This is a genomic window from Pseudomonas machongensis (assembly GCF_034961125.1).
In the GTDB taxonomy this organism is placed as follows: domain Bacteria; phylum Pseudomonadota; class Gammaproteobacteria; order Pseudomonadales; family Pseudomonadaceae; genus Aquipseudomonas; species Aquipseudomonas machongensis.
The window spans coordinates 132,039-149,183 of the sequence record NZ_JAYFUI010000190.1 but is presented as its reverse complement, the minus strand read 5'-3'; the positions used below and the strand labels follow the sequence as shown (position 1 = coordinate 149,183).

At 62.2% G+C, this 17,145-nt stretch carries 16 protein-coding genes; 11 read left to right on the top strand and 5 right to left on the bottom strand.

The genetic code is table 11. From position 1 onward, the window contains the following. The first annotated feature begins 81 nt into the window (after window positions 1-81). The 4 genes from clpX to VA602_RS22935 all read left to right on the top strand — a co-directional run bounded on the left by clpX (window position 82) and on the right by VA602_RS22935 (window position 6,399). A complete protein-coding gene (gene clpX, locus VA602_RS22950) occupies window positions 82-1,365 on the top strand; it encodes an ATP-dependent Clp protease ATP-binding subunit ClpX (RefSeq protein WP_054892389.1) in 1,284 nt (427 codons plus the stop codon). Between the two features lie 155 nt (window positions 1,366-1,520). Beyond that, window positions 1,521-3,917 (top strand): endopeptidase La, encoded by a 2,397-nt coding sequence (gene lon, locus VA602_RS22945; protein ID WP_054892388.1) that lies wholly within the window; start codon window positions 1,521-1,523, stop codon window positions 3,915-3,917. A 153-nt stretch (window positions 3,918-4,070) separates the two neighbouring features. Further along, a complete protein-coding gene (gene hupB / locus VA602_RS22940; RefSeq protein WP_054892387.1) occupies window positions 4,071-4,343 on the top strand; it encodes a nucleoid-associated protein HU-beta in 273 nt (90 codons plus the stop codon). 184 nt (window positions 4,344-4,527) lie between these two features. Next, entirely contained in the window at window positions 4,528-6,399 is a 1,872-nt protein-coding gene (locus VA602_RS22935) for a SurA N-terminal domain-containing protein (RefSeq protein ID WP_112897884.1), read from the top strand. A gap of 109 nt (window positions 6,400-6,508) precedes the next feature. Here VA602_RS22935 and VA602_RS22930 read toward each other — a convergent pair whose 3' ends face one another. Next, entirely contained in the window at window positions 6,509-7,549 is a 1,041-nt protein-coding gene (locus tag VA602_RS22930; protein ID WP_112897885.1) for a patatin-like phospholipase family protein, read from the bottom strand. 157 nt (window positions 7,550-7,706) lie between these two features. Here VA602_RS22930 and VA602_RS22925 point away from each other — a divergent pair, with 157 nt between their 5' ends. The 3 genes from VA602_RS22925 (at window position 7,707) to VA602_RS22915 (ending at window position 9,658) form a co-directional block, all read left to right on the top strand. Beyond that, a complete protein-coding gene (locus VA602_RS22925; RefSeq protein ID WP_323454436.1) occupies window positions 7,707-7,985 on the top strand; it encodes a hypothetical protein in 279 nt (92 codons plus the stop codon). 14 nt (window positions 7,986-7,999) lie between these two features. Then, window positions 8,000-8,767: a CHAD domain-containing protein gene (locus tag VA602_RS22920; RefSeq protein WP_054892383.1), complete on the top strand. Its 768-nt coding sequence runs from the start codon at window positions 8,000-8,002 to the stop codon at window positions 8,765-8,767. Between the two features lie 93 nt (window positions 8,768-8,860). After that, the gene (locus VA602_RS22915) at window positions 8,861-9,658 is read left to right on the top strand and encodes an acyl-CoA thioesterase (protein WP_323454435.1); all 798 of its coding nucleotides are present in this window, start codon (window positions 8,861-8,863) and stop codon (window positions 9,656-9,658) included. 14 nt (window positions 9,659-9,672) lie between these two features. Here the strand turns inward: VA602_RS22915 and VA602_RS22910 are convergent, their stop codons facing one another. The 3 genes from VA602_RS22910 to VA602_RS22900 all read right to left on the bottom strand — a co-directional run bounded on the left by VA602_RS22910 (window position 9,673) and on the right by VA602_RS22900 (window position 12,480). Continuing rightward, entirely contained in the window at window positions 9,673-10,041 is a 369-nt protein-coding gene (locus VA602_RS22910) for an Mpo1-like protein (protein WP_125930339.1), read from the bottom strand. 75 nt (window positions 10,042-10,116) lie between these two features. Beyond that, a complete protein-coding gene (locus tag VA602_RS22905; protein WP_125930338.1) occupies window positions 10,117-11,595 on the bottom strand; it encodes a methyl-accepting chemotaxis protein in 1,479 nt (492 codons plus the stop codon). 87 nt (window positions 11,596-11,682) lie between these two features. Beyond that, window positions 11,683-12,480 carry a TatD family hydrolase gene (locus VA602_RS22900; protein ID WP_323454434.1) on the bottom strand — a complete coding sequence of 266 codons (798 nt, stop codon included), beginning with the start codon at window positions 12,478-12,480 and terminating at the stop codon, window positions 11,683-11,685. Window positions 12,481-12,635: 155 nt separating this feature from the next. Here VA602_RS22900 and VA602_RS22895 point away from each other — a divergent pair, with 155 nt between their 5' ends. From VA602_RS22895 to greB, 4 genes are all read left to right on the top strand, one after another. Next, on the top strand, window positions 12,636-14,042 hold the full coding sequence (locus tag VA602_RS22895; RefSeq protein ID WP_323454433.1) for an MltF family protein: 1,407 nt from the start codon (window positions 12,636-12,638) through the stop codon (window positions 14,040-14,042). Between the two features lie 108 nt (window positions 14,043-14,150). After that, on the top strand, window positions 14,151-14,585 hold the full coding sequence (locus tag VA602_RS22890) for a DoxX family protein (RefSeq protein ID WP_054892377.1): 435 nt from the start codon (window positions 14,151-14,153) through the stop codon (window positions 14,583-14,585). A 213-nt stretch (window positions 14,586-14,798) separates the two neighbouring features. Next, complete coding sequence (locus VA602_RS22885) at window positions 14,799-15,107, top strand: hypothetical protein (protein WP_054892376.1); 309 nt, start codon at window positions 14,799-14,801, stop codon at window positions 15,105-15,107. 91 nt (window positions 15,108-15,198) lie between these two features. Beyond that, window positions 15,199-15,675, top strand: a complete 477-nt coding sequence (gene greB / locus VA602_RS22880) for a transcription elongation factor GreB (protein ID WP_063544128.1) — start codon at window positions 15,199-15,201, stop codon at window positions 15,673-15,675. Here the strand turns inward: greB and pdxR are convergent. Continuing rightward, on the bottom strand, window positions 15,647-17,107 hold the full coding sequence (pdxR, locus tag VA602_RS22875) for a MocR-like pyridoxine biosynthesis transcription factor PdxR (protein ID WP_323454432.1): 1,461 nt from the start codon (window positions 17,105-17,107) through the stop codon (window positions 15,647-15,649). The two genes, greB and pdxR, sit on opposite strands and share 29 nt — an antisense overlap. Window positions 17,108-17,145: the final 38 nt, after the last annotated feature.

The window sequence follows — 17,145 nt, the reverse complement described above, 5'->3', positions numbered from 1 at the left end:
GAAAGGGCCCGCCTGCGGACTTGAAAAAGCCCGCAATTGCCTTCATCTTGTGTTGCAAGCCTACCGGATTGGATCGATCGAATGACTGACACCCGTAACGGCGAGGACAACGGCAAATTGCTCTATTGCTCCTTCTGCGGCAAAAGCCAGCACGAAGTGCGCAAATTGATTGCCGGGCCCTCGGTATTTATCTGCGACGAGTGCGTCGACCTGTGCAACGACATCATCCGAGAGGAGGTGCAGGAAGCCCAGGCCGAGAGCAACGCGCACAAATTACCTTCGCCGAAAGAAATCAGCGGTATCCTGGACCAGTACGTCATTGGTCAGGAGCGCGCCAAGAAGGTGCTTGCCGTAGCGGTGTACAACCACTACAAGCGCCTGAACCAGCGTGACAAGAAGGGCGACGAGGTCGAACTCGGCAAGAGCAACATCCTCCTGATCGGGCCTACCGGCTCGGGCAAGACCCTGCTCGCCGAAACCCTCGCGCGCCTGTTGAACGTGCCGTTCACCATCGCCGACGCCACCACCCTGACCGAAGCCGGTTATGTGGGTGAGGACGTCGAGAACATCATTCAGAAGCTGTTGCAGAAGTGCGACTACGATGTGGAAAAGGCCCAGATGGGCATCGTCTACATCGACGAGATCGACAAGATCTCGCGTAAGTCGGACAACCCGTCCATCACCCGTGACGTCTCGGGCGAGGGCGTGCAGCAGGCATTGCTGAAGCTGATCGAGGGCACCGTGGCTTCCGTGCCGCCCCAGGGTGGCCGCAAGCACCCGCAGCAGGAGTTCCTGCAGGTCGACACGCGTAACATCCTGTTCATCTGCGGTGGCGCATTCTCGGGTCTCGAGAAGGTCATCCAGAACCGCTCCACCAAAGGTGGTATCGGTTTCGGCGCGGAAGTGCGCAGCAAGCAGGAAGGCAAGAAGGTGGGTGAGTCGCTGCGCGAAGTCGAGCCGGACGATCTGGTCAAGTTTGGCCTGATTCCGGAATTCGTCGGTCGCTTGCCGGTTCTGGCCACGCTCGACGAGCTGGACGAAGCGGCGTTGATGCAGATTCTCACCGAGCCGAAGAACGCCCTGACCAAGCAATACGCCAGGCTGTTCGAGATGGAAAGCGTGGACCTCGAGTTCCGCAGCGACGCGCTCAAGGCCGTTGCTCGCAAGGCCCTGGAGCGCAAGACCGGCGCCCGTGGCCTGCGTTCGATCCTCGAAGGCGTGCTGCTCGACACCATGTACGAGATTCCTTCGCAGAAGGATGTCAGCAAGGTGGTGATCGACGAGAGCGTCATCGACGGCACTTCGCAGCCGCTGCTGATCTACGAGAACAGCGAGCCGCAAGCCAAGGCCGTGCCTGACGCCTGAGTCGCACGCCTGACACGTTGAAGCAGAAAGGGGCCGCGGGCCCCTTTCTGCTTTTCTGGCGCCAGCGCTTGTATTTTTGCGGACCTGCCCCCACATTAGCTCCAAGCACTATTTCCACCGGTTTCCGGCCCCAAGGCCGCTGTAGAGGCGAAATCATGAAGACCACCCTCGACTTGCCTCTTTTGCCATTGCGCGATGTCGTCGTCTATCCGCACATGGTTATCCCGCTGTTCGTGGGACGCGAGAAGTCCATCGAAGCCCTAGAGGCCGCAATGACGGGCGAAAAGCAGATCCTCCTGCTGGCCCAGAAGAATCCAGCCGACGATGATCCGGGCGAAGATGCCCTGTATCGCGTCGGCACCATCGCTACCGTCCTGCAACTGCTCAAGCTGCCTGATGGCACCGTCAAGGTGCTGGTCGAAGGCGAGCAGCGCGGTGCGGTCGAGCGCTTCACCGAGGTCGAAGGCCACGTTCGCGCCGAAGTCAGCCTGATCGACGAGGTCGAGGCGGCCGAGCGCGAGTCCGAAGTGTTCGTGCGCAGCCTGCTGTCGCAGTTCGAGCAGTACGTTCAGCTGGGCAAGAAAGTGCCTGCCGAAGTGCTGTCCTCGCTCAACAGCATCGAAGAGCCGGGGCGCCTGGTCGATACCATGGCCGCGCACATGGCGCTGAAGATCGAGCAGAAGCAGGAAATCCTCGAGATCATCGACCTGTCTGCCCGTGTCGAGCACGTACTGGCGCTGCTGGACGCCGAAATCGACTTGCTGCAGGTCGAGAAGCGCATCCGTGGCCGGGTCAAGAAGCAGATGGAGCGCAGCCAGCGCGAGTACTACCTGAATGAGCAGATGAAGGCCATTCAGAAGGAGCTCGGCGACGGCGACGAAGGCCACAACGAAGTCGAGGAGCTGAAAAAGCGTATCGATGCTGCTGGCCTGCCCAAGGATGCCCTCACCAAGGCCCAGGCCGAGCTGAACAAGCTCAAGCAGATGTCGCCGATGTCCGCCGAGGCCACTGTGGTGCGCTCTTACCTCGACTGGCTGGTGCAGGTGCCCTGGAAAGCCCAGAGCAAGGTGCGTCTGGATCTGGCCAAGGCCGAAGAGATCCTCGATTCGGACCACTACGGCCTGGAAGAGGTGAAGGAGCGTATTCTCGAGTACCTCGCGGTCCAGAAGCGCGTGAAGAAGATCCGTGGCCCCGTCCTGTGCCTCGTCGGGCCGCCCGGCGTGGGCAAGACATCGCTGGCCGAGTCGATCGCCGCTGCCACCAATCGCAAGTTCGTGCGCATGGCCTTGGGTGGTGTGCGTGACGAGGCCGAGATCCGTGGTCACCGCCGTACCTACATCGGCTCGATGCCGGGGCGCCTGATTCAGAAGATGACCAAGGTCGGGGTGCGCAACCCGCTGTTCCTGCTCGACGAGATCGACAAGATGGGCAGCGACATGCGCGGCGATCCGGCCTCGGCACTGCTCGAGGTGCTCGACCCGGAGCAAAATCACAACTTCAACGATCACTACCTGGAAGTCGACTACGACCTCTCGGACGTGATGTTCCTGTGCACCTCCAACTCGATGAACATTCCGCCAGCGTTGCTGGACCGGATGGAGATCATTCGTCTGCCGGGCTACACCGAGGACGAGAAGGTCAACATTGCGGTCAAGTACCTGGTGCCCAAGCAGGTCAAGGCCAACGGCCTCAAGAAGGAAGAGCTGGAGGTCGACGTCGCCGCGATCCGCGACATCATCCGCTACTACACTCGAGAAGCCGGTGTGCGTGGTCTGGAGCGCCAGATTGCCAAGGTCTGCCGCAAGGTGGTCAAGGAGCATGCGGGCAACAAGCAGGTGAAGGTCAAGGTCACCGGCGACCAGCTCGAACACCTGCTGGGTGTGCGCAAGTTCCGTTATGGTCTGGCCGAAACCCAGGACCAGATCGGCCAGGTCACAGGCCTTGCCTGGACCCAGGTCGGCGGTGAGCTGCTGACCATCGAGGCGGTCGTGATTCCTGGCAAGGGGCAGTTGATCAAGACCGGCTCGCTCGGCGATGTCATGGTCGAATCGATCACTGCCGCACAGACCGTGGTACGCAGCCGCGCCCGCAGCCTGGGTATCGCTGCCGATTTCCACGAGAAGCACGACGTGCACATCCACATGCCTGAGGGCGCCACGCCGAAGGATGGCCCGAGTGCCGGTATCGGCATGTGCACTGCACTGGTCTCGGCGCTGACCCAGATTCCGGTGCGTGCCGACGTTGCGATGACCGGTGAAATCACCCTGCGCGGTCAGGTGCTTGCCATCGGCGGGCTGAAGGAAAAACTGCTTGCGGCGCACCGCGGCGGGATCAAGACAGTCATCATTCCCGAGGAAAATGTGCGTGACCTGAAGGAGATTCCTGAAAATATAAAACAGGATCTGCAAATCAAACCGGTTAAATGGATTGACGAGGTCCTGCAAATTGCGCTGCAATACGCCCCGGAGCCCTTGCCAGATGTGGCTCCGGAGATTGTCGCGAAAGAAGAGAAGCGCGACAGCGATGCTAAGGAAAGAATTAGCACGCACTAGTTCGTATCTCATTGGGGGCCTTCGGTTGACAGCTTTTTCGGGCCCTTGCTATAAAGCGGCACGCCAGTGTCAACAGGCCACCCAATGATCGTTTCATAAGCTTTTCATTACATACTTAGAAACAAACTCAATAGAGATATAAGGGGACTTAGAGTGAACAAGTCGGAACTGATTGACGCTATCGCCGCTTCTGCTGACATCCCGAAAGCTGTAGCCGGCCGCGCGCTGGACGCAGTAATTGACTCCGTAACCGGTGCCCTGAAAGCAGGCGACGACGTCGTTCTGGTTGGCTTTGGTACCTTCTCCGTCAAGGAGCGCGCTGAGCGCACCGGCCGTAACCCGCAAACCGGCAAGGCGATCAAGATCGCTGCCGCCAAGGTTCCAGGCTTCAAAGCTGGCAAAGGCCTGAAAGACGCCGTCAACTAAGTCGTCTCTTTCAGCCGGACCCGGCCTGGCCAGGTCCGAGCACGTAGCGGCGGGGGCCGCAAACGTTCCCGCCTGCCACGTTTGCTAAGAAAAGGCGCATCCTCGGATGCGCCTTTCTTTTATCAGGATTCTACCCACTCTCCGCGGTTGTCGATGCAGTGGTACGACCGTTTCTGGGGGACGCATGCTGCAGAATATCAGGGACAATTCACAGGGTTGGATTGCCAAGACCATCATTGGCCTCATCGTCGTGCTGATGGCACTGACCGGTTTCGAGGCCATCTTCCAGGCCGCCAGCCACAGCCAGGATGCCGCCAAGGTCAATGGCCAGACCATCAGCCAGAACGAGCTGAGCCAGGCCGTCGACATGCAGCGCCGCCAGCTGATGCAACAGCTGGGCAAGGATTTCGATCCGGCGATGCTGGACGAGAAGATGCTGCGTGAGGCGGCACTCAAGGGGCTGATCGACCGCAAGCTGCTGTTGCAGGGTGCCGAAGACGCCAAGTTCTCTTTCTCCGAGGCGGCACTGGATCAGTTGATCCTGCAGACGCCTGAGTTCCAGGTCGATGGCAAGTTCAGCGCCGAGCGCTTTGACGCCGTCATCCGCCAGATGGGCTACGGCCGCATGCAGTTCCGCGAAATGCTCGCCCAGGAAATGCTCATCGGCCAGCTGCGTACCGGCCTGGCAGGCAGCAGCTTCGTTACCGACAAACAAGTCGACGCCTTCGCCCGTCTGGAAAACCAGACCCGCGATTTCGCTTCGCTGACCTTCAAGGCCAACCCGGCCGCAGTCAAGGTGAGCGATGAAGAGATCAAGGCGCATTACGATCAGCACGCCAAGGAATTCATGACCCCTGATCAGGTGGTCATCGATTATATCGAGCTGAAGAAAGCTGCGTTCTTCGACCAGGTTTCGGTCAACGAAGACGAGCTCAAGGCGCTGTACGAAAAGGAAATCGCCAACCTCGCGGAACAGCGCCGCGCTGCGCACATCCTGGTCGAAGTCAACGACAAGACCGATGATGCCCAGGCCAAGGCCCGCATCGAAGAGATTCAGCAGCGCCTGTCCAAGGGTGAAGACTTCGCCAAGTTGGCCAAGGAGTTCTCCCAGGATCCGGGCTCGGCGGCCAATGGCGGTGACCTCGGCTTTGCAGGTCCGGGTGTCTATGACCCGGCCTTCGAGGATGCCCTGTACAAGTTGAACAAGGACCAGGTGTCGGCACCGGTTCGCACCGAGTACGGCTACCACCTGATCAAGCTGCTGGGCGTCGAGGCGCCTGAAGTGCCTACCTTCGCCAGCCTGAAGGACAAGCTGACCCACGAGCTGAAAACCCAGCAGGTCGAGCAGAAGTTCGTTGAAGTCACCAAGCAACTGGAAGACTCGGCCTTCGAAGCCTCCGACCTGGCGCAGCCTGCGCAGGAACTGGGCTTGAAGGTACAGACCTCGGCACCATTCGGACGTGAGGGCGGCGAGGGCATCACTGCCAATCGTTCGGTGATCCAGGCTGCGTTCAGTGAAGAGGTGATGGACGAAGGCGCCAACAGCAGTGCCCTGGAGCTGGACCCTGAGACCGTGGTGGTACTGCGGGTGAAAGAGCACCGCAAGCCGGAGCAACTGGCGCTGGAAGCCGTGTCGAAGAACATCAGAGAACACCTGGCCAAGGAGAAGGCGACCGCCGAGCTCAAGGCCAAGGCGGACAAGCTGATTGCCGGCCTGCGTGATGGTTCGATCGCCAAGGGCGCCGACCAGGAAGGGCAGAAGTGGAAGGTGCAGGAGGCGGTGACCCGCAACCAGGAAGGCATCGACCCAGCCGAACTGCAGGCCGCGTTCCGCATGGCCAAGCCTGAGTCCAAGGACAAGCCTGTCTACGGCAGTGTCGTCCTGGGTGACGGTAGCCTCGTAGTGCTGCAGCTCAAGGGTGTCAACGAAGGTGCTGCCGCTTCCGACGAGGAGAAGGTGCAGATTCGTCGCTACCTCGCTTCGCGCGCCGGCCAGCAGGACTTCGCTGCTTTCCGCAAGCAACTGGAAGCCAGCGCCGACATCACCCGTTACTGAGTGCTGTCGTCGTGAAGAAACAGGCCGCTTAAGCGGCCTGTTTCGTTTTCGGCATCTCCAGGTATTTTCGCGGACAGGCCCGCGAAAAAGTCAGCGCCGATATTCCTGCCTAGCGCTGCTCCCCCTCATGACTGTCCAGGGTATCCCGCGCAATCTCACGCCCCAGTGCGATCAGCTCCGGCGCCTTGTAGAACTCGAAGAACCGGCATACCCGCTTCGGCACGTTGATCAGTACATCCGGCGGATACCCGGCGATCTTGTACTGTGCCAGCGAGGTCTGCATCACCTCGAAGCTCTGGTTGATCAGGTCGAGTAGCGATGCAGGTCCGACGTTATCGATGATGAACGAACCGGTCGCCGACTTGGGGGCGCCTTCGCGTTCCGGGGCCGCTGCCGGTTGCTGGCTTTCCGGGTCGGCGGGGTCGCTCAGCCACGGGTTTGTCTGGCTCATGCGTTCGGCGACGATTTCCTGCTCGATGCGCATCAGCTGCTCGGCCGGCTTGCGGCGAAACGGCATGCGCGACCCCAGCGAACTGATCACCGATTCGAAACGCATCCTGAACGCCGCCGGGCGTTCGATCACTGGCAACTGGTACTGCTTCTGATTGGTGGCGTTGAGGTTGACGGCGATGATCAGGTCGCAGTGGCTGGATACCACCGGCACGATCGGCAGTGGATTGAGAATACCGCCATCGACCAGCATGCGGTTGCCCTGCATGACGGGCGTGAACAGGCTGGGAATCGCCGCCGAGGCGCGCATGGCCTGGTGCAGGCAGCCCTCCTGGAACCAGATTTCCTGCTGGTTGGTCAGGTCGGTGGCGACGGCGGTATAGGGGATTCGCAGTTGTTCGATGTTGATCTCGCCGACGATCTTGCGGATTTGTCCAAATACCTTGTCACCACGAATGGCGCCCAGGCGAAAGCTCACATCCACCAGGCGCAGCACGTCGAGGTAGTCCAGGCTTTCTATCCAGCGACGGTATTCGTCGAGCTTGCCGGCGGCATAGATGCCACCAATCACCGCGCCCATCGAGCAACCGGCAATGCAGGCGATTTCGTAGCCGCGACGCTCGATCTCCTCGATCACGCCGATGTGCGCATATCCCCGGGCACCGCCCGAACCGAGCACCAGTGCGACACGCTTGCTCATACTTTTTCCCCCAAGGCATTTCGCGCGTATTCCAACAATGCACCCATTGGTGCCGGTGCTTCAATGTCGTTGCGCGCTGGGCTACGCTGAGCATGGCACTTTTCACGTTGCCGGCCGTCGAACAGCGACTGTTTTGTCCTTCTTGAGGTAATGCCCGATGAAAGCCTGGATCTGCCTTCCCCTGATTGCCCTGGCCCTTGGTGGCTGTGCGGGCAAGACGGCCTATCGCGACAGTTGCGCGACTCAGTTGGATGCGGCCTGGAAGGAGCTCGACCTCGCCAAGGCCGAAGGATTTGCCGGTACCGTGAGCTACTCCAAGGCGCTGTCATTGCTGACTGGAGCCAAGACCCAGCAGCAGTTCGAGGCGTTCGAGGGGTGCAGCAGCAAAGCCGAGCGAGCACGTTTCTATATCCGTGAGTCCCGTGCAGGCCGTTGACCGAGGAGGCTGATATGCCCGCGATGCTCGATCATGTAGTCGCTCAGGTCCTGGCCCTGCAGGTGCGTCTACTGGCCTGCCGGGAACGCCTGGCTGCCGATACCGACAGCGAAGCCCTGCACGACCTGCGCACCAGTGTCAGGCGCCTGCGCAGTCTGCTGCGACCCTTGCGCGCGCTGCCGGGTGTCGAACAATTGGAGGATGCAGCGAAATCGCTGGGCACGCTCACCACGCCTCTGCGCGACCGTGAGGTGCTGGCCGATCAGTTGATCTCTGCTGGGTACGTGCAGGCCGGGCAGCGGCGCCTGCAGGGCAGGGCGGCAGCTTTCGCCAGCGTCGCTGCCAGCCCGCAGTTGACCCGGCTGCTGGCGATACTGGATTCATTCCCCCTGTTCCTGCGTGCTTCGCAACGCGAAGGCCTGGCGAATGACTTGGGCACGCGCATCGACAAACGCCTGCGCAAGCAATGGCGCAAGCTGGAAGCGGCCATCGACGATCCGGCCCACGACCGGCATCGCTTGCGTCTGTTGATCAAGCGGGTGCGCTACGGCGATGAGGCCTACCCGCAGTTGCGCCATGCAGGGAAGAAGCTTCAGAGGCTGCTCAAGCAGGCGCAAGGGGATCTGGGCGATTGGCATGATCGTGTTCAATGGCTGCTGCAGTTGCGCGAGCATCCCGAGCTGGCGCCGTGCGAGGCGGCTTGGGAAACCGAGTTGCATGAGACCGAGCGTGCCAGCGATGCCACCTTGGCGTCGTTGCGCAAAGCCTTGTCGCGTCGATAACCCCAGTAAATGACCGATATGCGGGCTGCCCTGTGCCAGCCTGCTGGTTACCATGCGCCTTGACCCCGTTGTCGATAGAGGCCAAGGACTTCCATGAATTTCGATGAACTGCTAGAGGCCGTGCGCCGCCACCCGGCGTCGGTCAGTATCCCTGCAGACTGGGCCCAGGGCCGCGCTTCGTTTGGCGGGTTGATGGCGGCGCTGGTCTATGAGGCGATGTGCCAGAAGATCAGCGATGGGCGGCCAGTGCGCTCATTGGCCATCAGTTTCGTCGGCCCGGCGGCCCCGGATGTGCCGATACGCTTCGAGGCCGAGGTGCTGCGTGAGGGCAAGGCCGTGAGCACGCTGCTGGGGCGTGCGATTCAGGATGGGCAGGTGGTGACGCTGGTGCAGGGCAACTTCGGTGCTGGACGCCCGTCGGTGGTGGAGGTACAGGCTGAGCCACCGCCACCGTTCAAGGCACTGGAGGATTCGGCGCCGGAGCTGCCCTACATCAAGGGCGTCATGCCTGAATTCATGCGCAAGGTGGCGCTGCGCTGGGCGATCGGGGGGCTACCCTTCAGCGGCAACGCATCGCGCCAGATGGGCGGTTGGGTGCGTCTGCGCGACCTGCCGGAGGCGCCGCTCGAAGTGTCGCACCTGCTGGCGCTGGTCGATGCCTGGCCGCCGAGCCTGATGCCTTATCTCAAGCAACCTGCCGCAGGCAGCACCCTGACCTGGACCATTGAGTTCGTCCAGCCATTGCCGGAGCTCAGCACGCACGACTGGTACCAGTACCGAGTAGAGACCGAGCACGCCCGTGATGGGTATGGGCATGCCGCAGCCCGCTTGTGGTCGGCGGACGGCCGCCTGTTGGCCTTGAGCCGGCAGACAGTGACGGTGTTTGCCTGAGCCTTGCCGCGTGTTCAGGGCCGATGCTTGTGTCTTTCGCGCCAAGCACGCCACCAGCCGCCGCTCAGGACGAAACGTGGGAAGGTGATGAACTGTTCGGTCAACAGACGTTTAAGGGCGTCTTGGCGATCGCTGAACGGCTCGGGTTGCTCGGCCTCCAGGCGATGGCCCTGGCGCTGCATGGCAAGCCCTGCGATCAGCGCGATCACGCCTACCGCAAGCTGGGTGATGTCGAGCGAGAACAGGCCTGAAAGCACCAGCAGGGCACCAAGGATGAACAGCGGTACGGCAATCAAGTGCAGCACCAGGTTGGTCGGGTGGCGGTGATTATGGTGGTAGCCGCGCCATTGCCAGGCGGGCAGATTCGGCAGACGTTTGCTCATGGACAATTCCCCTTGGTCATGTCCAAAGCTTAGTGCGGCCCCCCGCAGGGAGCCAATCGAGGCTGTTTATCGGGACTATAGCTTGAGCTGGCCGATGGCTTTGTTCAGTTCGCCGGCGAGGGTTGCCAACGCATTGCTGGTGGTGGCCGATCCAACGGTCTGCTGTACGGTTTCTTCGGTGACGTCGCGGATGCTCACCACTGCCCGGTTCATCTCCTCGGCGACCTGGCTCTGTTGCTCGGCGGCCACGGCGATCTGTGTGTTGCTCTCGCGCATCTGCGCCACCGCGCGGGTGATTTCGGCCAGTGCATCGCCGGCTTCGCGGGCCTGCTTGACGCAGTCGTCGGCCTTGTAGGAGCTCTCTTGCATGTACTCCACGGCATCACGGGTGCCGTCCTGAAGCGCGGACACCATGGTGGTGATCTCGTTGGTGGAGTTCTGCACGCGCTTGGCCAGGTTGCGTACTTCGTCGGCCACCACCGCGAAGCCCCGGCCCAGGTCGCCGGCGCGTGCGGCTTCGATGGCGGCGTTGAGGGCCAGCAGGTTGGTCTGCTCGGCGATGCTGTGGATCACGCTGACCACGCCGTTGATCTTCTGGCTGTCGTCGGCCAGTTGGCGAATCATCTCGGCAGTCTGCTGCACGCCACTGGACAGCCCGGCAATGGAATCCTGTACCCGGCTGACCACTTCCTGGCCGCTGCCGGCGAGGCTGTCGGCGCTTTGCGACAGGTCGCGGGTGGCGCCGGCGTGCTGGGCGATGTGATGCACGGTGGCGGACATCTCGTTGATCGCTGTCGCGGCCTGGTCGGTCTCGCTCTGCTGGCCGATCATGCCGTGGCGTACTTCGTCCATGCTCGTGGCCAGACGTGCGGCGCCTGAGTCCAGTTGCGCGGCAGTGTGGGCCACGGTGCTGACCACGCGGTGGTAGGTCGTCTGCATGGCATTGAAGGCCCCGGCCATCTGGCCCACTTCGTCGCCACAGGCCAGCGGCACGCGCGCCGACAGGTCGCCGGTTTTTTCCACGTGCAGCATTACATCCTTGAGGGTGTTGAGCTGGCTGAGCAGGAAACGGATCAGCAGTTGCGAAGCGCAGAGCATCGCCAGCATGAGAATCAGCACGCACACCGCGTAGTTGCTGAACCGGTCGATGAATACCTGGCGCAGGCTTGGCGATTGCGCCAGCACGGCAATGTGCTGGTTGCCCTGGCGCAGCACCTGGGCGCCGCGCAGCGGATCGTCGCCAAACAGCCAGGCGGCGGGCAACGCGACCCAGCCTTGGCCGTCACGCAGTGCCTCGACGGGCTCGCCTTTGAAGCTCGGGGTCTGGCCCTCCTGCCAAGTGATCATCTGTGGCAGATGGGGGAAGGGTTGTGCAGCGGGCCAGGTGGCCAGCAGTTCGGCCTGGGCGACGGCATGCGCCTGGGCCGATTCGGCGCGGGCCTGCTGCTCCAGGTAGACCGCGTAGAGCACCAGCAGCAAGGTGGTGACGAAGGCCACCGCATTGACTGCCCAGAATTTGTACTTCAGGGAAATATTGCTAAGCCAGGCACCCATGGTAGGTCTTCTCTGAGTTGAGCGGAAACATTATTGGCAAGGTGCCATCATTGTGTCCGCTCGCGCGCGAAGCCTTCATGACATGCGTCAAGGGAGCTTGAAGAAATCCTTGGCCGTGGCCGTCGTGTGCTGGGCGCAGTGCTCAACGCTTTCACCCCGGTGCAAGGCGACTTCACGCAGTACTTCAGGCAGGAACGCCGGTTCGTTGCGTCCGCTCTTCGGTTTCGGCCGCAGGGTGCGCGGCAGCAGGTAGGGCGCATCGCTTTCGAGCATTAGTCGGCCTTCGGGAATATTGCCTACCAGTGGATGCAGGTGCGTCCCGCGTCGCTCGTCACAGATCCAGCCGGTGATGCCGATGTGCAGGTCCAGGTCGAGGTAGGCGAACAGCGCCTGGCGCTCGCCGGTGAAGCAATGCACCACGGCGGCTGGCAACTGGTCGCGGTAGTGCCTGAGGATTGCCAATAGCCGCTCGCTGGCATCGCGTTCATGCAGGAAGACCGGCAACTGCAGTTCGGCGGCCAGGGCCAGTTGAGCTTCCAGGGCTTTTTCCTGCTGTGGGCGGGGGGAGAAGTCACGGTTGAAGTCCAACCCGCATTCACCCACGGCAAGCACCCGCGGCTGAGCCAGCAGATCGCGCAGGGTGCGTTCGCTGGCGCCTTCCCAATGGCTGGCATCGTGAGGGTGGACGCCGGCCGTGCTGAACAGGTGTTGGCCGGCTTCATCCAGGCGGTGGCATAGCAGCAGGGCCTCTTCGCTGACGGCAAGGCTGGTGCCGGTCAAAACCATCTGCGCCACGCCGGCGGCCAGGGCGCGTTCGACGATCGCCGCCTGCTGGTCGTGAAAGCTGCTGTTGGTCAGGTTGACGCCGATATCGATCAGTTGCATGGTGCTACCTCGTGCCGCGGGGCGGCCAGCATAGCAAAATCTGCAAGTTCGCAGAAAAACCAAGAACTTCAAACGTTTGCCATGGTCTCTTGCCGTCATTTGTCATGCGCACCGCTCGGCGCATGGTTTCGCCAACCGCTTCTGAACCCTTCTTCATGCTGCGAACCCTGCTGACGACCTTGCTGTTGCTCGGGCTGATCGCCGCAGCGCCTGCCATCGCCCGCGAAACCGGCCCGTTGCAGCATGTACCGGCGAGCCAAAGTCGCGACCTTGCGCAGATTCGAGCGAGCAAGGTGTTGCGGGTGCTGGTCAACCAGAGCCGCAACAGCTCAGGCGAGGTCAAGGGCGAACCTGTGGGTATCGAGTACTATCGCCTGCGCGCGCTGGAGCATTTTCTCAATGCGAGGGTCGCGGACGGTCAGGAAATCACGCTGCAGATCGTCCCGCGCGCCAAGGAGCAACTGATAGGTGCCCTGCAGCGCGGTGAAGGCGACCTTGCCGCGCCTGGCGAATTGCTCGATGCGGGGCTGGTGCAGGGCGTCGGAGTCAGTGCGCCGGTGCTTGACCAGGTGTCGCTGATGCTGGTCGGACGCAAGGGTGAGCGAGCCTTCAGCCGGGTCGAGCAGCTGTCCGGGCGCACCATTGCCCTGACCACCGCCAGCGCTGCCGGTGCGGTGATCGAGCAGATCAACCAGCAGCTGGCCCTGCGCAAGCGCCCGCTGGTGAAGATCGAGTGGGTCGATCCGACTTTGGCAGTCGAGGATGTACTGGAGATGGTCCAGGCCGGCATCTATCACCTGACCGTGGTGGAGCGTCCCATCGCACAGCGCTGGGCGCGGGTGATGCCCAAGCTGCGCCTGGACACCCAGTTGCGTCTGAGCCAACCTCAGGCCATGCGCTGGTATGTGCGCAAGGATGCCGAGCAGTTGCTGGCCAGCGTGGACCGCTTCGTTGCCGTTTACCGCGCGCCGGACAACCAGGATGCAGCCTTCGAGCGCATCTATCGACGCCAGTACCGCGTGCACAATCCGCTGGCCCGCCAGGACCGCCAGCGCCTGGAGTCGCTGCGCGCGGTGTTGCAGAAGCACGGCGCCGAGCAGCAGATCGACTGGCTCAACCTAGCGGCCCTGGCGTTCAAGGAGTCGACATTCGATCCCAAGGCCCGTGGTACAGGGGGCGCCCATGGGCTGATGCAGATCACCCCGGCCGCCGCGCAACGGGTGGGCGTGAGCAATACGGCTACGGTCGACGGAAATGTTCAGGCCAGCGCGCGCTACCTCGCGCTGATCCGACGCAAGTTCTTCTCCAGCCCGCAGCTCAATGAGCGTGAGCGCATGGCCTTCATTCTTGCCGCCTACAACCTCGGCCCGGAACGCGTCCAGGCAATGCGCGCCGAGGCCCGTCGCCGTGGCCTCAACGGTAACCAGTGGTTTTTCCAGACCGAGCGCATCGCCATGGAGCAGGTGGGTATGGGGCCGGTGAACTTCGTCAACAGCGTCAACAAGTACTTCCTGGCATTCAACCGGGAGCGCAGCGCCTTGGAGCGGGTCGCGAAACGCTGATAAATCGACTTTTTCGATTTGTTTGTTAGGTTTTTTGCGGTTTTCTTATTCGTTGGTTTGATTAAGATGGCGGCCATTCCAACCTGACATTTCAAGGAAGCTCACCCGATGAATCCCTCCCTCAACGCCCTGTTCGTCACCCGTGCCGGTTTCGGCCTCAGCATCATCCGCATCCTGGTCGGCATCATCTTCATGGCGCATGGCTCACAGAAGCTGTTCGGCCTGTTCGGTGGCTATGGCCTGGAAGGCACCGGTCAATGGATGGAGAGCATTGGCCTGGCCCCTGGCTATCTGATGGCCCTGCTCTCGGGCAGCGCGGAATTCTTTGGCGGCCTGGCACTGCTGCTCGGCCTGCTGGCCCGCCCGGCTGCGCTGGCGCTGAGCGTGACACTGGTGGTCGCGATCTTCTCGGTGCACATCGGCAATGGCCTGTTCATGTCCAACAACGGCTACGAGTTCGCCCTGGCGCTGTTGGGCGGCACGCTGGCGGTACTGGTCGAAGGGGCAGGGCGCCTGTCGCTGGATCGCCTGATCGCCCGCTGACATCTCGCTGCAACCCGCCTGCGGCAAGCTGCAAGTGAACGCCCACTTGCAGCTTGCCGTTCGACGCTCTACGATACCGCTTGCGCCGATTTAAACAGCTACTTGCGGGGCGCAGGAGAGGCCTCAGGGCAATCCGAAATACCGCTAAAGCGCTGGTTCGGTGACGCCTCCCACCGCTGCCCAGCGGGATTCGCGAGGCGCAGAGATACCACCATGAGTTGCCCACGTACCAGTGTCTGCCTGACCCCACTGCCTGCTGACCAGGCATCCCGCACACCGCGCATCCTGCTCGGTGGCCAGCATCAACCCACACTTCTGCGTAACCTCGACGGCTTTTCGCGCCGCAAGGGCCAGGCCCGTGCCTTCCTCATCCAGTTCGCCGAGGCGGCTTGCAACCTTGCCCATTACGCCAACGACCGCTTTGACCTCGCTGTGATCCAAGCCCCGATCGGTGAGGATGCCGGCGAGATCATCGGCCAGTTGACCCGCATTGCACGCCAGGGCCTGATCACCCGCCGCTGAGCGAGGTGTGGCGGCGCCTGTTTTTGGTTAAGCTCGGTAACCCGGCAGGCCCAAGGCGCCTGCTGTGGCTGTGCCGAGGAGAGCAAGCGGTTTGAGTACCAACATCATCACCACCGAAGGTCATGAAGCCCTCAAGAAAGAGCTGGATCACCTGTGGCGCGTCTACCGCCCCGAGATCACCCAGAAGGTGACCTGGGCTGCGTCGCTGGGGGATCGCAGCGAAAACGCCGATTACCAGTACAACAAGAAATTGCTGCGCGAGATCGATCGGCGAGTCCGCTACCTGCGCAAGCGCCTCGAGGATGTGAAAGTCGTCGCCTATTCCCCGGAGCAGGAAGGCAAGGTGTTCTTCGGTGCCTGGGTCGAGATCGAGAACGACGACGGCGAAACCCTGACGTTTCGCATCGTCGGTTACGACGAGATCTACGGCCGTAACGACTACATTTCCATCGACTCGCCCATGGCCCGTGCGCTGCTGAAAAAAGAAGAGGGCGATGAAGTGCTGGTGCAAACGCCCACGGGCGAAGCGACCTGGTACATCAATCGCATCCACTACGGCGCCCAGTGAGCGCATTCAGGTACAGCCGCCCCAATGTGTCCCCCGCCACCGCAATCTGCGCCTCGCTCAACGAGGCGTAGCCCACCAGTACGCCTGGTGGCCAGGCATGTTCACGGGTGAACAGTCCGAGCGGCTGAAGCATCAGGCCCTGCTCGTGGGCTTGCTGGCAAAATTGCTGTTCGTTGCAGCCTTCGGGTAGCCAGAGGATGAAATGCAGTCCTGACTGCTCGCCTGCAATCCGCACGTCGGTGTGTCGGCGCAACCTGTCGATGAGCAGGTCGCGGCGCTGCTGGTAGGTCTGCCGGGCAATGCGCAGGTGGCGTGCATACTGGCCGTTGCCGAGCATCTGCTCCAGCGCCCGTTGGCCGAGGGCGCCAGGCGCCTGCCCGGAGATCGTCAGCGTGTCCAGCAGTTCAGCGTGCAGGCGCCGGGGAACCACGGCGAAGCCCAGGCGCAGGTTGCTGAACAAGGTCTTGTTGAAACTGCCGCAGAACAGCACCCGGTCGTGGTGGTCGATCGCCTTGATCGCCGGCAGCGGTGCACTCGCATAGTTGTACTCGCTGTCGTAATCGTCCTCGATGATTATCGCGTCCTGCGCCTGCGCCCAGTCGAGCAGGGCCTGGCGGCGTTCGACGCTCATGCAGATGCCCAGTGGCGCTTGATGGGCGGGCGTAACCTGTACCGCCCCGAGTGTTTCATGGTCGGCAAGGGCATCGACGCGCAGGCCCTGTTCGTCGAGCGGCGTGCTGAACAGCCTGTGCCCCGAACGCTCGAAAATCCGCCTGGCCCAGGCATAGCCTGGGTCCTCAACGGCGAGCGCTCGGTGCTTGGGCAGTACGCGGCTGAACAGGTCGAGGGTGTGACGAATGCCGTGGGTGACCAGGATGTCATCCGCCTCGCAGTCGATACCCCGATAGAGCTTCAAGTGCGCTGCGATGGCCTGGCGCAGGCGTGGGTCACCCTGCGCAGGGAGGCTTTCAAGCAGACCGGCGCCGTCCAGGTGTGCCGGGAAAAGAGGCTGCTCCAGCAAGTTCGGGTCGGGCAGGCGGGCGACGAAGGGGACCCGCGCTTGCACCTGCGCCTGCACCGACTGCGGGTCGGGCATCGGCCGCGATAGCGACGCCTGGCCGACCGGATTGCCGGATGCGATCAGGGTATCGGGCAGTTGCAGGGTGACCTGCGACCCTGCGCCCTGGCGCCGCTCGATGAAGCCTTCCAGCTTGAGCTGCTCGAACACCGCCTCCAGCGTGCCACGCGCTACGCCCCAGCGCTGGGCCAACGTGCGTGTGGAGGGCAGCAGGGTGCCGGGTGGCAGATGGCCGCTGACCACCAGCTCCTGGAGAAAACCATGCAGCAGTTGGTGCTTGCCGGTGGCGCTGCCGGCAGACAGTTCGAACGGCAGGGCGAGATCGAGGGCAATGGCTTGTTTGCCTCTGGCCATAGTGGTCCATATTCGGGAAGGCCTAATGGGCCTTCATC